This is a genomic window from Fictibacillus arsenicus, from assembly GCF_001642935.1.
Taxonomy (GTDB): domain Bacteria; phylum Bacillota; class Bacilli; order Bacillales; family Fictibacillaceae; genus Fictibacillus; species Fictibacillus arsenicus_B.
Genome location: NZ_CP016761.1, coordinates 989,278 through 1,007,071 on the forward strand (window position 1 = coordinate 989,278; position 17,794 = coordinate 1,007,071).

Sequence of the window (17,794 nt, forward strand, 5' to 3'; positions counted from 1 at the left end):
AAAATATAAAACTTCCATTATTTGTTGAAAACAAAGGGTTTTAAAGGGGATTTTTATTTTATGCCAGGGTGAGAAGAAATTGACACTCTCGCAAATACATCATATAATCGCCTTGAATTTAATAGAAACGTTTCGATGGCGTATGACTTCGTTCTTATTTAAAGATTGTTGTTTAATGGATTATTTTTTCTTTCTCCTTTCTCTTCATTGCAAGTTGATTGGAGTGAAAGGTGCGTGCCTACTACCTGAGAAGCTTCTCGCAAGGCATGCGACGAGGGGGCTCACCGCACACCCTGCGGAAAGCGAGCATCCTGAAATGGAAATCAACCCTTTCAAATAACAACAAAGAAATAGCCCTAAATTTTAATAAAACTTATAAGGAGCGCGGGTGAATGAACAATAACCGGATTACATCGTTAATAGAAAAAATGACGGTTCACGAAAAGATCTCCCAGCTGATTCAGCTTGCAACGCCATTCTATGAAGGCGCTGCCAATGGAGGTCAGATTACTGGACCGATGCAGGAGCTTGGTATACAGAAGGAAGATGTTATAAATAGCGGATCTGTATTAGGGGCTTCAGGTGCAAAAGAAGTGAGAAGCATCCAGGAAGCTCATTTAAAGGAAAACAGACTTGGCATTCCGCTCTTAATGATGGCGGACATTGTTCATGGGTACAAAACCATTTTTCCCGTTCCTTTAGCGATTGGCTGTTCATGGGATTTAGAAGACGCTGAAAAAAGTGCTGAGATCGCAGCAAAAGAAGCATCAGTAAGCGGTGTTCATGTTACTTTTGCACCGATGGTTGATTTAGTACGCGACCCCCGCTGGGGAAGAGTTATGGAAAGCACCGGTGAAGATCCCTTCCTGAACAGCGAGTTTGCAAGAGCATTTGTTAGAGGCTTTCAGGGCAATGACCTCTCAAATGAGACAGACCGTGTAGCAGCGTGTGTGAAACACTTCGCAGCATATGGGGCAGCTGAAGGAGGCCGTGATTATAACACGGTAGATATGTCAGAGCGTCAGCTTCGCGAATCCTATCTTCCTGCATATAAAGCGGCACTTGATGAAGGCTGTGAGATGGTGATGACTGCTTTTAACACAGTAGATGGAATTCCTGCTACAGGCAACAAAAGACTGATGCGAGACATGCTTCGCGAAGAGATGGGCTTCAACGGTGTATTGATTTCCGACTGGGGAGCTGTGAAAGAACAGATTCCGCACGGTGTCGCGAGAGATGAAAAGGAAGCTGCTGAAAAAGCGATTCAGGCTGGAGTCGATATCGAAATGATGACTTCGTGCTATGCACATCACTTACAGTCACTTATAGAAGAAGGAAAAGTTGAAGAAAAAACGGTAGATGAAGCTGTTTATCGTATTTTAGAGCTTAAGGAAAAGCTTGGACTCTTTGAAAATCCTTATCGCGGTGCAGATGAAGAGCGTGAGAAAGAAATCGTGCTTTCTGAAACACATCGTGAAGCTGCATACGAACTAGCAGTAAAATCAAGTGTGCTACTCAAGAATGATGGAATTCTTCCTTTAAATAAAGAAAAGAAAATTGCGCTGATCGGACCATTTGCAAAAAGCGGAGATATTTTAGGGCCTTGGTCTTGGTTAGGCTCCAAAGATGAAGCGGTTACTTTATTTGACGGGATTTCCAAAAAAGTCAGCTCCGAAAATCTTTTAGTTGAAAAAGGCTGTAACGTTGAAACAGGATCTGAAGAACTTTTTAATAAGGCGATCTCACAAGCAAAAAAAGCAGATGTCATCGTTCTCGCGCTTGGAGAAGATTCTGAAATGAGCGGTGAAGCAGGGTGTCGTGCAGACATTCGTTTGCCGGAAATTCAGCTGGAACTTATCTCAAAAATGAAAGAGCTTGGAAAACCTGTTGCATTCGTTCTATTTAACGGCCGGCCGCTTGATCTGACTGGAATCGAAGGGCAAGCGGATGCCATTTTAGAAGCTTGGTATCCGGGAACGGAAGGTGGAAATGCTGTTGCAGACCTTCTTTTTGGAGACCGTAATCCATCTGGAAAACTGACGATGTCGTTTCCACATACAGTCGGACAGGTTCCTGTTTATTACAACAATTACAATACAGGACGTCCGAAAGATGCACCTGATGCACAAATCCGTTATGTCTCTCAATACTTGGACATCCCAAATGAGCCATTATATCCGTTTGGTCATGGATTAAGTTATACGAACTATCAATACAGTGAACTAAATCTTTCATCAAACACGATGACAACAGATCAATCACTGAATGTCTCTGTAAACGTGACGAATTCAGGTGATATAACTGGTGATGAGATCGTTCAATTATACGTACGCGACATGGCAGGAGAAGTGGTCCGTCCTTTAAAAGAATTGAAAGCTTTTAAGAAGGTGACACTAGCACCTGGTGAAACAAAAACAGTAGAATTCACGTTGACTGAGGAACAGCTTCGCTATCACCATGTTGACCTCACTTTTTCAAGTGACGCAGGAGAATTTACGGTATTTGTGGGCGGCAGCAGCCGTGATGTATTGAGCGCAGAATTTGAACTTACCAAATAGAGAATTGAGGGGTAACTTATGAAAACTATGACGAAAGGAAACTTTGAAATTAAAGCTGGTGACTATCGATTCGCTTTTCTGAACTCTGGTGATATTTTTGAAGTTTCTCATAATGATACGATGATCAATCAATGGATGAGCAACCCGGTCGACGGCGCTTTGAATAACTTATATCTGCGCCTCTTTCAAAATAATGATATCAAAGTAACTCCGCTATTAGGTGTTCGTTCAAATAGTTCAGTTACTCATACAGACAGCCAAGTGTTCTGGAAAGGATCATTTGAAGGTGTTTCTTACACAGTTTCCTTTTCCTTATCAGAGAAAGGCATCTGGTTCTGGGATGTAGAGTTAGAAGGTTCTGATGTAAGAGCCGACCTCATCTACGGGCAAGACGTTGGTCTTGCTCACAGAGGGGCAGTCCGTACAAATGAGGCCTTCATCGCTCAATATGTTGATCATCGCGTTTTTGAAAAAGAAACATTAGGCTATGTAGTTTGTTCACGCCAGAACCAGCCGAACGGTACAGCATTTCCTTACCTGCAGCAAGGTTCACTGACAAAAGCAGCAGGATATGCGACTGATGGTTTTCAATTTTTTGGCCGCTCTTACAAAGAAACGGATGTACCTGAAGCATTATATAAAGAAAATCTTCCAAATGAAGTCTATCAATACGAGTTTGCTTACATCGCTCTTCAGTCAGAAACGGTTGAACTGCAGGGGAAAGAGCAGTTTGTCTTTTATGGCTGCTTTAAGGAGGATCATCCAGAAGCGATTACTTCCGTTGAATATACTTCAGAAGTGCTTGATGCCTGGAAAGACGTGCAATCTCAAAGTGTAGAAGAAACGATTTCTCTTCCAAAAGTGAGCCTGAGCGAACAGTTTGCAGGAACATTAAAAACAGCAGATCTAACGATTGAAGAAGTAGATCAGCTATTCCCGGAAAGAATTTTAGAAGAATATGAAGGAGACACGTTGCTGTCTTTCTTCACACCTACTTATGAACATATTGTTTTAAAAGAGAAAGAAAGAATCGTAGAACGTCCGCATGGTCACATTCTAGTAACAGGCAACAACGTTCATTTAAAAGAAGATACGATCTCGACAACTTCATATATGTACGGAATCTTCAACTCTCAATTAGTTGTCGGAAACACTTCGTTTCATAAGATGATGACGAATGCCCGTAATGCACTAAATGTAATGAAAACTTCCGGTCAGCGTATTTACGTTGAATTCGAAGGCAAACTTCAACTGTTGACGATGCCATCACTATTTGAAATGGGCTTCAACTATACACGCTGGTTGTATAAAACAGAAGATGAAATGTTTATCATCACAAACTTCACAACGGTTGATACACCTGAAGTAGAGCTGCAAGTGAAGTCAGAGAGCGGAAAGAAATACCGCTTCGTCGTTACAAATCAAGTATCCATGAACAATCAGGAATACGAAGTGCCGTTTAATATGGAAAAAGAAGAGAATGTACTGACGTTCACTGCAGATTCTTCATCAGACAGCGCAAAAACATATGAAAACTTAAGCTATCGTATGAAAGTAACTGGGGCAGAAATGCAAGTGACGGATGAGACGATTTTCGGTGAGAACATCGAGTCTCTGTCAGCTTCGCTCGTTGTTTGTGATCTAGCTCCAGCAAGTGAATGGACGGTTACAGTTCAAGGACTCATTGACGGACAGGCGATTCCATTTACTGAAAAAGAAGCCGATATTGAAATTGAGCGATACCGTGAATTTATCCAAAATACGAATCGCGGCTTCCATTTATCAAAGGGCGGGGAAGAAACAGCAGAACTTCAGAAGATGAACGCACTGGCACACTGGTATACGCATAACATGCTTATTCATTATTCAGTTCCGCACGGATTGGAGCAATATGGCGGTGCAGCTTGGGGTACACGCGATGTTTGCCAGGGACCGACTGAATATTTCTTGGCCACACAGCATTATGACGCAGTTAAAGAGATCTTGCTGACGGTATACTCACATCAATATGAAGAAACAGGGAACTGGCCGCAATGGTTCATGTTTGATCAGTATTTCAAGATTCAGCAGGAAGAATCCCATGGAGATATCATCGTTTGGCCGTTAAAAGCTGTGACTGATTATCTTGCAGCAACGCACGATTTTTCGATTTTAAATGAGGAGATCCCTTATACGGAGAGCTCGTTCGGTTTTACAGAGAAAAAAGCTACTTTGATGGCTCACATACAAAAGCAGATCGACTATATGAAAGCGAATTTCTTGTATGATACTCACTTGTCTTCTTACGGTGATGGGGACTGGGATGATACGCTACAGCCGGCCAATCCTCAGCTAAAAAAATTCATGGTGAGCTCTTGGACAGTCGCTTTAACGTATCAAGTGATGACACAGTTCTCAAGAATGGTGAACAATGTGGACGAAGAGAAGTCTCTCGAATTAGGGAAGCTTGCTGAAAACATTAAAGCAGATTATCAAAAATACATGCTAAGCCATGATGTGATTCCTGGGTTTGTCTATATGGAGAATGCAGATGAGCCAAAGCTTATGCTGCACCCAAGCGATAACACAACGGGAATCAACTACCGATTGCTGCCGATGACCCGCAGCATGATCGCTGAGCTGTTAACACCAGAACAAGCCGAACAGCATCTAAACGTAATCATGGATAAGTTTTATTGTCCAGATGGTGTGAGATTAATGGATAAGCCTGCACATTACAAAGGCGGTGTCAGCACACACTTTAAGCGTGCTGAACAGGCTTCTAACTTTGGACGTGAGATCGGACTTCAATACGTTCACGCACACATTCGTTTTGTAGAAGCAATGGCGAAACTCGGAAAGTCTGGGGAGGTTTGGAGCGGTCTTGAGAAGATCAATCCAGTCATGATTCAAGAAGCCGTTCCTAATGCAGAGAGACGCCAAAGCAATGCCTACTTCAGCAGTTCAGACGGCGATTTCAAAACGCGTTACGAAGCGCAAGAACGTTTCGGCGAGCTGAAAGAAGGCAAGGAGAAAGTAAAAGGCGGATGGCGTATCTATTCTTCAGGTCCTGGAATCTATATGAACCAGTTGATCTCCAATTGTTTAGGGATCCGTCCGCATGGTGAAAATCTTATTATTGACCCTGTGCTTCCAGAAGATATGGACGGATTAGAGTTTGAATATATGCTTGATGAAAAGCCTGTAACGTTTATCTATCGTAATCGTGGAGAAGAAGGAAAGCGTCTTGTTGTTAACGGTAAGGAAGTGAGAGCAGAAATCTATCAAAACCTTTATCGTGATGGCGGATTAGTTGTGAATCGCTCCGAATTTGCCTGCGGATTAACTGAAGAGAAGAATACGGTAGAGATTTATTCATAATCATTCGGTATAATAAAGGAAAACGTTTACAGAAAGAGATAGGAGAGAATTTCGTTGGTAAGTATTAAAGACATTGCGAAAAAAGCAGGTGTTTCCATATCCACGGTCTCCTATGCCTTAAACGGAAGTCCGAAAGTAACGAAGGAAACATCTGAAAGAATTCAAGCAATCGCGAAAGAATTAAATTACATTCCGAGTGCCGCGGCACGTTCTTTGAAAAAAAGAGAAACAAAGATTATCGGAATCTATCTGACAAATTACAGCGGTGCTTTTTACGGGGAGCTGCTTCAGGGAATGATGGAAACTCTCAGTAAAAACGGATATGAGCTGATCGTTTGCAGCGGTAAGGAATCACACCGGTTTTTGCCGGAGCGTATGATTGACGGCGCCATTATTCTAGATGCGACATATGAGACGGAGGAATTGCTAAGTCATGCTGAGCGTGGCCACAAACTTGTGGTGATGGACCGAAGAATGGATCATCCAAACATTTCTCAAGTCCTGCTCGACAACAAAGCGGGTGCAACTCTTGCAATTGATCATTTGGCTGAAAAAGGCCATCGTAAAATTTATGTATTGAAGGGACCTGAAATATCCTTCGATGCCCGTCAAAGACTAGAAGCCGTACAAAAAGCCGTTCAGCGCTATTCCCAGATAGAGTATATTGAACTGGATGGAGATTTTAACAAGCCATCCGGTGAGGCGGCCGGAAAGAAGATTCACCAGGAATTTTCGGAACCAGTCGGAGTATTTTGTCTGAACGATGAGATGGCAATCGGCATGTATAACTATTTTAGCCGGACGAACTTGCGTGTCGGAGAGGACGTCCATATTATCGGGTTTGATAATATTGAAGTGTCTCAATATATCCAGCCTAGACTCGCAACGATCAACTATTCTAAGCACAAATGGGGATCGCTGGCATCAGAGCTTCTGATTAACCTGATCAAAAAGAAAAAGCCAGAACACGAACGGATTAATGTAAGCCTCATTGAAGGAGATTCGGTGAGGAACCGATAATAGGATAAGAATAAAAACAGCTTGGGCCAGTCGCTCAAGCTGTTTTTTGTCGAAAAATCTATTACTACTTAGAAGTGAAAAATTACGGCTTAGAAAAAATATTTACGGCTTATAAATAAAAATTACGGCTTATAAAATAAAATTACAGCTTACAAATTTAAATTACGGTCTAGAAATTAGAAATCCTTAAAAATCAAAAAGCTTGGGCATATCGATCAAGCTTTTTGAATCTAATGAGAACCGCGGTATCTTTTATCGCTCATTGGCTCTTCCGGTTCTGGCTCTATTTTTCTTCTTCTTTTAAGCAGGGTATAACTGTAACAAAAAGCCACGGAACAGGCGATGCTGTAACCGAATATGGCAAAAAGATTGGATTCTGCGAAGTCCATCCAATAAAAGAGTGTGAATCGATAAAGAATGATGAATAATGCTGTTAATAGAATATATAAAATTAAGCGGATTCTAAGCCTAATCCAGAACTTCGTCGCAAGTCCTTCCACGATAAAAGCTGTTGGCAATGTGCAAAAAAGGAAGAAAGGCAGCGTTGTGATTATCCCGAAAAACAGGCTGAATAATACACCTTGCCACTCTACTTCTAACAAATTCCCACCGCCTGGGAGGGCGAAAAACACGAGAGCTCCTAAAAGAACAGATATAACTGATGCAATGATAAATCTCATGACTATCTCCTTACTATAAATTCAAGTTTTTCTTTCTTATATTCTTCATCTTTGTATTCAAACAAACCTAGCCGGTTACCCCAAGGGTCTGAAAAAGTAGCCCATTTTACAGGAACTTCTTCACGTTCATGAATTTCGAACTCCTCAACTTTTAAAATATCCATTAAACGTTTCCTCTCAGCAACAAGATCAACGACACCCAAACGAATCGGACCGTTGCCTTCTGTCGGAATACCTTCAGCAACTTGCAGCCAGCAGTTCGGGATCAGCTCCCATTCAGCAAATCCTTCATGCGGAGTGAAATCTGGCTGCCTGTTAAGCAGTGTTTCATAAAACCGCTGGCCTTCTATTATATCAGAAACACGAACTTGAACCGTCATTTCGTAGATCATATATATGTAAGCCTCCAATTAATGAATTTTATTTTCTATTAAAAACGTTCTTAATGACTCAGAAGTTTCATAACAGACTTTTTTATTTTCTGTACAGATAATTTCTTTTTCAGAGCTATATAGCAGAGTTGCTTCTGTTTGCTCTCTGCTGTACTCCTCGCTTTCTTCAGTCGTTTTTATATGAAATAAATAATTAGGTGCAAGCTTATTCACTGTAATCTCTTTCATTTTACCTAGGCTGTTAGAAAACAGTTCAGGATTTAATACATTAATTGTTTCTTTTTTCTTTAAATCTGTTACTATGACTTGATCTATTAAACCAAATTTTGTCCCAAAAGCTTGGTTGATTTGAACTTCAACGTTTGATCTTAAGGGAGAAGGATCAGAACAACCTGTTAAAACGAAAAAACAAATTATCAATAAAAATTTTGCTTTCAAATGTATGATCATCCTTTAAGTATGTTTTACAATGAATACTTATTTCTCTTATTCAAGAACAGGATTCACCCATTCACACATCACTTCATGGATAATTTTAACACATATAGAAAAGCTAACCCATTTTAGGAGTTAGCTTTTTGCGGGGATTTTTTATTCACCATCATATCCAGAAGAACTTTGTCTGTTGTGCCTGATGTTTCGTTGCCAAGACGGCAGAAGTTTTCGATCGTTCGTTCAACGTCTTCTTCGATGAACCCGTTTGTGGAAGGAATGCATAATCCTTGTGAGGCGAGAATAGCTGACTGTACTGCAGCGCTTGAACATGTCGCGACCTTCATCGCACATCCTGCTTTTGCTCCGTCACAAACCATTCCGCTGACATTACCTAATGTGTTCTGAATGGCAGCTTTAATTTTATTCAGATCGTCACTTAATAGGTAAGTGATCGCAGCAGATGCACTGGCCCCAGCAACGGTAACTCCGCATAGTGCCGACAAACGGCCAAACTTAGACTTCATATAGATCGAGAGCAGATGGCTTAAGGTTACTGCTCTTAGCATTTTTTCTTCAGTTGCTCCGATTTTTTCGGCTGCTGCCACAACCGGCATCGTAACGGCGATTCCTTGATTTCCACTTCCGGAGTTCGCCATGACAGGCATGGTCGATCCAGCCATCCGGGCATCTGAGCCAGCCGCAGAAAGAGCCATGCTGTAAGTTGCGAGATCGTCAGAAAGAATACCTGTTTTAGTTTGGTCATAAAGAGTCTTTCCAACCTTTAAACCATAATCATTTGAAAGACCTTCTTCACAAATCGCCCGGTTCAACTCAACACTACTTTTAACGAGTTCCAATTTATTTAGTGGCACTTCCGTTACGAAAGTGTAAAGGTCATCAACCGAAAGCTCAGGGAACTTTTCTTGTTTTTGAGGTATGGATTTCATTGTGTCAGACTGATCCAGCAGGACTTCACCATTAACTGAGATGTAACTCACATTCGTATGATCACCAGAAATGATTACCTTAATTTTTTCTGTTAGAGTTTCTAAATTAACCTCAATATACAATTTCTCTGGTGTGTCTGCTGTCTCCACTCGTACCTTGCCCTCGCGAACGAGTTGGATCGCAGCCTCTTCATCTGCTTTTGTAACTCCTTCTAAAACTCGAAGCTGTTTAGAAGCATCTCCAGCGACGACACCTAGAGCGGCTGTAAAATCAATACCGGTAAAGCTCATTCCAGGAATTCCTACAGACAATGCATTTTTAATGACATTGCCACTAGCAGAAACCGAGATCGAAGTGACATTTTTTTTCGTATATTTTTTTGCCGTAGCAGCAGCCAGTGAAATGGCAACAGGTTCCGTACAGCCTAAAGCTATCACCAGCTCTTTTTCAAGCAAGTTATAAATCCGCTCCATACCATTCAGCTCCATCCAGATGTTTTTCTCTACTTCTAACAATAATGGGTAGAGATAGGAAAAGGGAAGAGGTAATTATGACCTAATTAAAATAAATAATTTGGATATTTATGTTAAAATTAAGAGGCTGAGGAGTGTGGTTTATGGAATTCTTTATATTTATTATCTTACTTGTATTTATGTTTGATATGGCTAAATTCAGGAAACAAAATCAAACCATTATCGATCAAAATGAAAAAGTAATTTCCCTCTTAGAAGAAATTAAAACCAAGTAAGTGGTGGAGGCTAAATCTATGGATAATCAGGTAGTAGTTTTTATTTTAACGATGATTGGCAGCATTCTTGTTTTTTTAACATTTGGTGCTCTTGTAGGCGGAGAAAATATAGAATTTACTTATGTCACTTTATTCATTGTTCAATTTTCTTTTACAACAGCAATGCTCTTCAAAATTTACGATAAGGTAAAAAAATTAGAAGAGAAGCAAGTTGAAAAGAAAAGAAAAACGATCTAAGTCCTGAAAAAAGGAGATCACGGCTTGAAATTTATTGAATTCGGATTAGGAAACAAATGGTTTATAAGGACAGAAACAGAAATAAACAATGGTGCGGAATTCGAAGAAAAAGGAATCGTTTTGCCTATTAATCTGCAATCGATTTATTTAAGGATCTGGATTAAGAAATCTGTTTTTATTTTGGACTCCAAAGAGGGATATAAAAAGATCAAAAAGAACCGAAAAGATTTCAAAATATTAATTGGAATTAGAAGTCTCTAATTAATCCACTACATACAAATTAAAAAACTGATAATGCCCATCTCCGGTGATCTTTAATATCAGGTTTTCACCGATGGGCTGTAAGAGCTTTTTCTCTTTAAACTGAAGTGATAATTCGTCTGGGAATGCGTCGAATGAAACGGTAAAGGAACCAATTAAAGTTTGTTTTTTATCACTACTAAAAGCTGTACTTAAAGTGAAGGAAAGCTCTTGGGGAAGTTCGGTCTTTGAAAGTTTATGTTTGAGTTTAAGCTGGTTCACCATATTCTTTGTGATGGAAAACTCTGCTTCCCAATAGTCATTTTCACCTTTAAATAAGACAGTGACATCTTTTATTGAGTGCTGTGTCTTTACTGTGGTTTCTGCTTTTTTTACCTGGGAATCTTGTCCTCTTAAAAACGTTGATGCGAAAGCGAATCCAAATAATAAAACAGCTGCTATAAGGAGTTTCTTCTTCAATTTAGATGCCTCCTGTATTCGAATGGAATATTAAAAGGTATTCTTCAATACAGATAAAATTCCTTGAGGTTATGATTTAGAAAGGGAGTAGTGTTCAAAATGACACCGAATATTAAAGTGAGGCGGTTTGAAGATGCTGATTTTGAGACAATTAACCAGTACACTTTACCTGACGAGCAAGCGATCTATACATCCATCCCTTCTCTTATTGTAGAGACTTTTCGGGCAGATAAATGTAACGAGCCGTTTGTGATTTGTTCTGAAGGTCATGTCGTAGGCTGGTTTGCGTTGTACACAGATCAATCAGGAAATATCTACACGAATAATGAAAAAGCTATTCTTTTAAAATCCTTATCGATTGATGCCCGTCATCAAAAGAAGGGCTATGCACTTGAGGCTTTGAGAGGATTGCCTAATTTAGTGAAAGAACAATACAAAGACAAAGACGAAATAATATTAACCGTTCATGAAACGAATTCACCTGCGATAAATTTGTACAAAAAAGCTGGATTTGTTTATAAAGGTGAGAATTACGATGGAGAGTATGGAATTGAATTGATTTTTCATCAAGATCTATTGAAAAAGTGACGGGATATAATCTCGTCACTTTTCGTCGCTATTTCATTTTTCTTCGATACAGATCTCTAGATTTATAACCTTCACCCAAGATGTCTTCCATCTCAAGCAATCGCTTTTCTTGTGTCTCTTCTCGTTGGGCACTGTATACATAACGCGCCCAATCTTTTTGGTATCCGAATGTTAAACTAGTGTAAAAACTTAATAATTCAGCATTTTTTTCTAAATACCTTTTAATATCATCGACATGGACGATATAGTCATCTACGCATTGGCTTTTTTTCGAGGGAGAAGCTGCTTTCTTTTTCTCGGATTTTAAACCAACCACAGTAAAAACATCATTTAAACTGACCATCCTGGAAAACTTCAAATTGCTTTCCGCTACAAAACCATCCTCACCAACATTTATGTAAGGGAAAATCTGATCCCGTTCGATGTATTCTTTATATTGTGGATTATTCTTTTTAGGATAGGCGAAAAAAAGATATCCTTTGTCACTGAGCAGTTGTTTCTCAATAACTTTATGCAACTCGTTTGAGAACTCTTCTAGATTGAACACAAAAGCAAAGATCAGGTCGTATTTTTCTTTTTGAATGGAAGCATCAAAATCAATTTCTTTAAATTCATTGATGTCCCCGGGGAGATTAAGAATCAGCTTGCTTGCATATTTTCTAAGATTTAATTTATCGACGATGGATTTTGTAGAGTTCATGGTTAGACCTCCCAATTTTTTTGTTAATGAATTACTTCAGCAATAAGTCTCTTATATCCTTCACATCTGACACAATGGCATGAGGGGAATGATCGGTTGAAGGAACAGCACCTCGTGAATTAATCCAGATCGCATCGATTCCTGCATCAATGGCTCCTGCTACATCATGAATCCAAGAGTCTCCAATAAAGATCGTTTCATCTGGCTTTATGCCAAAAAATTTCAATGGTGCATGATAAAGCTCCAAATCTGGCTTCCTTAACCCTAATTCTTCCGAACAAAAGATGGTTTCGATTGGAAACACTTTCGATAATCCCATTTGATGCACTTTTTGACGTGGATCATAAAGAGCGTTCGTCACAATGCCAAGTTCGTAATGATTCCTCAAATCCATTAGAAGCTGAATCAGAGATGGATCTTGGTTAATACATGAAAAACCTTTTTGTAAAAACAGATTTTCTATTCCATTGATGATCTCATCGTCAGGTGTCATATCAAAATGAGAAAAGGCATGTTTCCACCGTGCTCTTCGAAATTCCTGAGGCGTAAATTCACGATTCTTAAGCTTTTCGATCAAGTGGGATGGAACACGCAACTTTTTCTCAAGGAAAAGAGCTGCGTCTAAATTTTTCGTTAAAGGATGTTCACTGAGTATTTGAATCAATCCTGTTTTAAACCAGTCTGAATTTAGAAGGGTATCATCTAAATCAAACAAGAGCAGTTTATACTTCTTCATTATGCACCAACTTCTAATGTTTTTTCCGCATAAACCAAACTTTTGTAAACGGTATTTCCTTGCATTAACTCTTCGTGAGTTCCTTGCTCAACTATTGAGCCGTTATCCATTACAAAGATGATATCCGCGTTTTTCACGGTAGATAGTCTATGCGCGATGACGATAGTCGTTTTCCCTTCTCTTACAAGGTCAAAGTTGTATTGAACCAGTCGCTCAGTTTCAAGATCCAGTGCAGACGTTGCTTCATCTAAAATTAACACTTCTGGATTTGAGATGATTGCTCGTGCAAGAGCCAGGCGCTGCCGCTGTCCACCGGAGAGGGTGATGCCTCTTTCTCCAATTTCAGTATCATAACCTTCCGAAAGACCCTCAATGTATTCATGAATTTGAGCCATTTCACAAGCTTTAATCATTTTCTCATGAGAAATCTCTCTTCCTAATAATAGGTTATTCCTTAGTGTGTCTGGAAAAATGTATGGTTCTTGTGTAACGAAACCAATTCGCTTCGTCCAATCTGAGTATACGAGTTCATGAAGGGCATAGCTGTTTACTAAAATCTTTCCTTCTGATGGTTTAAAAAAGCGCATAAGAAGCTGAGCGATTGTGGATTTTCCGCCGCCGCTTGTTCCAACAAAGGCAATCTTCTTTCCAGATGGAATCGTAAACGTTAGATCGTGAAGCACGTTGTTATCAGAATCCTCGCTGTAAGAAAAAGAAACACCACTAAAAGTAATTGATTCAATTTTTTCATTAAAAGGTAGAGAACCATCTTTTTCGGCCGGCGACTCAATCACGGAACGAAGCCTGTCAACGTTGGCATAAATGTTAGACAAATCCATCGAAAATGCAAATAAGCGATGAAGAGAATCCATCAGCTGCCCTGTGAATTGATAAACGATGATAAACATACCGATCGTTAGATTTCCTTGGATAACACTATACCCGCCGTATCCTAACACGATTAGTGAAGCTCCCCATTTTAAAGGTTCACTCGCCAGGATCTGTCTGTTGTTGATTTTGGCCTGCTTCATGACTGCATCAAAATATCGTTTGAAGTGGCGGTTATAGATTGAAGTTTCCCACTCAGTCCGGTTGTACGCCAGTACCTCACGTGTAGAGGAGATACCTTCTTCTATATGTATAAGCAGATCCGTTTTCCGGTCCTGAGCTTCTTTTCCGGCTTTACGAATCAACGGTGAAAAATGTCTGCCCATCATGATATATAATGCACTAAACAGTAAAATCGAAACTAACAGAACAGGGGAAGACAGGAAGATAATGACCGAAAGCACTGTAATCGTAACGAACAACTGGATAAGCCTTGGGATATATCCTCCTATCATGCCGGCTACTTGTGAAACATCATTTGATAAATAATGGACATACTTCGTCACACGTTCATTATGAAAAGTCTTAACGGGAATGCGCTGCATATAGTTCATAAAATCTCTTGTCAGAACATCGATGATTCTCGCCTGAATGCGGTGAAAGGTGTGCGGTGCGATCGTAAAAAGAAGAGCATACGCTATGAAAGCACCAGCGAACATGAGCAAGATCGGAACGAGTTTATCGTATTGCCCGTTTATAAAAACGTCATCGATGATGTATTTTTGCAGTGCTGTAGTCGCGATGATCGACATCGATTCTAAACATAACAACAATAGAGAAAGCAGAAAGAACCACTTAATCTTTTTAATATAATGAAGAAGCCATTTTATATTATCCATCTAACCCCTCCAATTAAACGATTTCTTTTTCAGCAATAGGGAGCTGTGTCCCATGATGTCCTTCAGATAAATGATAAAAGATGCCTTTTCGAGCCATCAATTCTTCATAAGTTCCTTTTTCAGCAGCCTTACCTTGCTCAATGACAACAATCTGATCATAATCTTGTACCGTTGAAAGGCGGTGAGCTACCGTGAAGGTTGTTTTTCCTTTTAAAAGGGTATCCAATGCACGCTGAACTTCAACTTCGCTCACGTTATCTAAAGCAGACGTAGCTTCATCTAACAGGATGATTTTTGGGTCCTTCAAAAACATTCTCGCAAGCGAGATTCGCTGCTTTTGTCCGCCAGAAAGTTTGATGCCCCGCTCACCAATTAAGGTGTCGTAACCATTCTCAAGTTCCAGGATAAAATCATGTGCATATGCCGCTTTGGCGGCGGCTTCAATTTGTTCATCCGTTGCATCAGGGTTACCGAAACGAATGTTTTCACGGATACTCGAACCGAAGAGATAAGTCTCCTGAAAGACATAGCCGATAGAATCACGGATTTGAGAAAGCTTCAAATCTTTTAAAGAAACACCGTCTAGTAAAATATCACCTTTGCTAGGGTCATAAAATCTGCCTAATAGTTTTAGAAGGGTTGATTTTCCGTTTCCGCTCGTACCGACAAAAGCAATCCTTTCACCAGGTTTAACATTTAAATTGAATCCTTTTAAAATGTCGTCTGAAGCAGGATAGCGAAAATGAACGTCCTCGAACTCTACGTGTCCTTTTACTTCTGATAATAATGATGGCCGCTCAGGATCGTTCACGTCAGGTTTAATATTGACCATTTGATAGATTTTATCCACTTGATACATGAGTACCCTTTGTTCAGTCATTGAGGTGATAACAGCGGTTAAGCGGTGCATAGCGGTAAAATAGTATAATAAAAATGCAGAAAACTCACCGACAGTAAGACTGTTAGAACGCACAAGGATAGACCCATAGATTAAGATCGCGATAGCCCCTGCATAATAGGATAGGCGACGGACGGTTCCACGGATATAAGCATAAAGATAGGCTTTAATCATGCTCTTGTTATAGGTAATTACTTTATCGTTCAGCCGGCCGTACTCCCATTTTTCAGAAGAATAGGCACGCACTTCGAGCAATGAGCTGATTGTTTCATAGATTTTCTTGTTTAGTGCAATCCGGTTCGTACTTAATTCTTTACTAAGAAGGGATGCTTTTCGTTCAAAGCGCGGACCGATTAAATAATACAGAAGAAATGCAGGAATGATGATTAGTGCAAGTTTTACATTCATCGTAAAAAGAATAAAGATCGCGATAATTGAGAAGATAGCTTCTTGAATCATAAAAGGAATGAATTGGCGGTATAGATTTTGAACAGCAGTTACTTCTGTATTCATTAAGGAAAGGGTATCTCCGATAGGGGTCTTTTCAAAATAGGAAAACCCTAATTTTCTAAGATGCGAAAAAATATTGAAGTGTATGTCTCTTGAAGCTTTTTCTTGTACAATGCGCTGAAGGTTATTTCTTACTGTGCTGAGGTAGATCATGATCGCGAGCAATCCAGTTGTTGCGCCTAAAAGTGAGAAGAATAGTTTAGTGTTCTTTTCTGGCACGATCACATCAATAAAATATTGAATGAATTTCGGGATTAAGAGTTCAATTCCCGTGATAAAAATACTGCTAAGAATAACGAGAGAAAAAAGCCATTTATAAGGCTTCAAAAAAGATAATGTCCAAAGATACACTTTAAATAAATGAGAGGCTTTGAGCGTTTCCATAAATCAGCTCCTAACATATTTTGTTATTTTAAAATGAGCGGAAGTTTAATTTTACAACAAGTTTGACAGCGTTTCCATAACTATTTTCTGATTTAGAAATGTTATAATCGATATCATATATATGGTGAGTTTAGGGAATGAAGGGGATAGATGAAACGAATTGCAAACAGGAGGTTTTAGTATTGAAAGATGAAGCAGAATTAGTTTTGCCAGTGAAAGCCGATCTTGGCGAAGGGCCATGCTGGGACTCACAAAATGGTGTATTGTACTGGGTGAATATTTTAGGTGAAACAGTGAATATATACAATCCAGAGACGAATGAAAATAGAGAGATTGATGTGAATCAGTTAGTAGGGACCGTCGTTCCGAGGAAATCTGGCGGACTTGCTCTTGCTTTGGAAAAAGGGTTTTATTTCTTGGACTTAGAGACCGAACAGTTAACTGAAATTGTTGATCCGGAAAGTCAGCTGCCAGAGAATCGATTTAATGATGGAAAATGTGATCCGTACGGTCGGTTCTGGGCGGGGACATTGAGTTTGAGCGAAGAGCAAGGGAAGGGATCGCTTTACTGTTTACATTCGGATTTTAAAGTGGAAAAGAAAGTAGGAGACCTTACGATATCCAATGGCCTTGCTTGGTCGCCTGATCATAAATTCATGTACTTAATCGATACGCCAACCAAGAAGGTAACTCGATTTGATTATGATGGGGAAACCGGAGCAATAGAAAATCCGGTTGCTGTCATCGAGTTTAAAGAAGGACAAGGATATCCTGATGGAATGACGATTGATGATGAGGGAATGCTTTGGATAGCGCATTGGGCTGGCGCACAAGTCTCACGCTGGAATCCTGAGACTGGCGAACAATTGATCTCGATACCAATTCCAGCACTGAATGTTACATCATGCACGTTTGGTGGTGCTGACTTGAAGACACTCTATATCACGACAGCAAGAAAAAATATGACGGAAGAGGAGCTGGAGAAATATCCGCTCACAGGAGGTCTCTTTAAAATAGAGATAGATGTAAAAGGAAGCCCCGCGTATTCATTTGGCGGTTAAAAACTAAATCATTTTTACAAGAAGTCAATAAGGTGAGCCGGTAGCAGATACTTTTGCGGTTTAACTTGTTGGCTTTTTACTTTGTAAAAACC

General features: G+C 39.8%; 16 protein-coding genes. 7 read left to right on the plus strand and 9 right to left on the minus strand.

Translation table 11 applies throughout. The annotated features are described in order from the left end of the window. Positions 1-392 precede the first annotated feature (392 nt). Genes ABE41_RS05270 through ABE41_RS05280 form a run of 3 tightly spaced genes read left to right on the plus strand, consistent with a single transcriptional unit; the run spans position 393 to position 6,938 of the window. On the plus strand, positions 393-2,558 hold the full coding sequence (locus tag ABE41_RS05270) for a glycoside hydrolase family 3 N-terminal domain-containing protein (RefSeq protein WP_066287221.1): 2,166 nt from the start codon (positions 393-395) through the stop codon (positions 2,556-2,558). Positions 2,559-2,576: 18 nt separating this feature from the next. Continuing rightward, the gene (locus ABE41_RS05275) at positions 2,577-5,918 is read left to right on the plus strand and encodes a GH36-type glycosyl hydrolase domain-containing protein (protein WP_066287223.1); all 3,342 of its coding nucleotides are present in this window, start codon (positions 2,577-2,579) and stop codon (positions 5,916-5,918) included. 54 nt (positions 5,919-5,972) lie between these two features. Continuing rightward, positions 5,973-6,938, plus strand: coding sequence for a LacI family DNA-binding transcriptional regulator (locus ABE41_RS05280; protein WP_066287226.1), 966 nt, complete (start codon positions 5,973-5,975; stop codon positions 6,936-6,938). A 230-nt stretch (positions 6,939-7,168) separates the two neighbouring features. On the opposite strand, the gene ABE41_RS05285 is transcribed toward ABE41_RS05280, so the two are convergent. From ABE41_RS05285 to ABE41_RS05300, 4 genes are all read right to left on the minus strand, one after another. After that, positions 7,169-7,618 (minus strand): hypothetical protein, encoded by a 450-nt coding sequence (locus tag ABE41_RS05285; protein WP_066287228.1) that lies wholly within the window; start codon positions 7,616-7,618, stop codon positions 7,169-7,171. Positions 7,619-7,620: 2 nt separating this feature from the next. Then, entirely contained in the window at positions 7,621-8,010 is a 390-nt protein-coding gene (locus ABE41_RS05290) for a VOC family protein (RefSeq protein WP_066287229.1), read from the minus strand. Positions 8,011-8,028: 18 nt separating this feature from the next. Further along, complete coding sequence (locus ABE41_RS05295; protein WP_066287231.1) at positions 8,029-8,448, minus strand: hypothetical protein; 420 nt, start codon at positions 8,446-8,448, stop codon at positions 8,029-8,031. A 125-nt stretch (positions 8,449-8,573) separates the two neighbouring features. After that, the gene (locus ABE41_RS05300) at positions 8,574-9,866 is read right to left on the minus strand and encodes an L-cysteine desulfidase family protein (RefSeq protein ID WP_437435461.1); all 1,293 of its coding nucleotides are present in this window, start codon (positions 9,864-9,866) and stop codon (positions 8,574-8,576) included. A 293-nt stretch (positions 9,867-10,159) separates the two neighbouring features. Here ABE41_RS05300 and ABE41_RS05305 point away from each other — a divergent pair, with 293 nt between their 5' ends. Next, entirely contained in the window at positions 10,160-10,378 is a 219-nt protein-coding gene (locus tag ABE41_RS05305) for a hypothetical protein (RefSeq protein ID WP_066287235.1), read from the plus strand. 24 nt (positions 10,379-10,402) lie between these two features. Further along, positions 10,403-10,639, plus strand: coding sequence for a DUF3977 family protein (locus tag ABE41_RS05310; RefSeq protein ID WP_066287237.1), 237 nt, complete (start codon positions 10,403-10,405; stop codon positions 10,637-10,639). On the opposite strand, the gene ABE41_RS05315 is transcribed toward ABE41_RS05310, so the two are convergent. After that, a complete protein-coding gene (locus tag ABE41_RS05315) occupies positions 10,640-11,098 on the minus strand; it encodes a hypothetical protein (RefSeq protein ID WP_066287239.1) in 459 nt (152 codons plus the stop codon). Positions 11,099-11,197: 99 nt separating this feature from the next. On the opposite strand from ABE41_RS05315, the gene ABE41_RS05320 reads away from it, so the two are divergent. Then, positions 11,198-11,686, plus strand: a complete 489-nt coding sequence (locus tag ABE41_RS05320) for a GNAT family N-acetyltransferase (RefSeq protein ID WP_066287241.1) — start codon at positions 11,198-11,200, stop codon at positions 11,684-11,686. Between the two features lie 28 nt (positions 11,687-11,714). Here the strand turns inward: ABE41_RS05320 and ABE41_RS05325 are convergent, their stop codons facing one another. Genes ABE41_RS05325 through ABE41_RS05340 form a run of 4 tightly spaced genes read right to left on the minus strand, consistent with a single transcriptional unit; the run spans position 11,715 to position 16,641 of the window. Next, complete coding sequence (locus tag ABE41_RS05325) at positions 11,715-12,386, minus strand: YdeI/OmpD-associated family protein (protein WP_066287242.1); 672 nt, start codon at positions 12,384-12,386, stop codon at positions 11,715-11,717. A gap of 31 nt (positions 12,387-12,417) precedes the next feature. Then, the gene (locus ABE41_RS05330; RefSeq protein WP_083207670.1) at positions 12,418-13,122 is read right to left on the minus strand and encodes an HAD family hydrolase; all 705 of its coding nucleotides are present in this window, start codon (positions 13,120-13,122) and stop codon (positions 12,418-12,420) included. Then, positions 13,122-14,849 carry an ABC transporter ATP-binding protein gene (locus tag ABE41_RS05335; RefSeq protein ID WP_066287243.1) on the minus strand — a complete coding sequence of 576 codons (1,728 nt, stop codon included), beginning with the start codon at positions 14,847-14,849 and terminating at the stop codon, positions 13,122-13,124. Before ABE41_RS05335 ends, ABE41_RS05330 begins: the two co-directional genes overlap by 1 nt. A 13-nt stretch (positions 14,850-14,862) precedes the next feature. Beyond that, entirely contained in the window at positions 14,863-16,641 is a 1,779-nt protein-coding gene (locus tag ABE41_RS05340; RefSeq protein ID WP_066287244.1) for an ABC transporter ATP-binding protein, read from the minus strand. Between the two features lie 182 nt (positions 16,642-16,823). On the opposite strand from ABE41_RS05340, the gene ABE41_RS05345 reads away from it, so the two are divergent. Continuing rightward, entirely contained in the window at positions 16,824-17,702 is an 879-nt protein-coding gene (locus tag ABE41_RS05345; protein WP_253805439.1) for an SMP-30/gluconolactonase/LRE family protein, read from the plus strand. Positions 17,703-17,794: the final 92 nt, after the last annotated feature.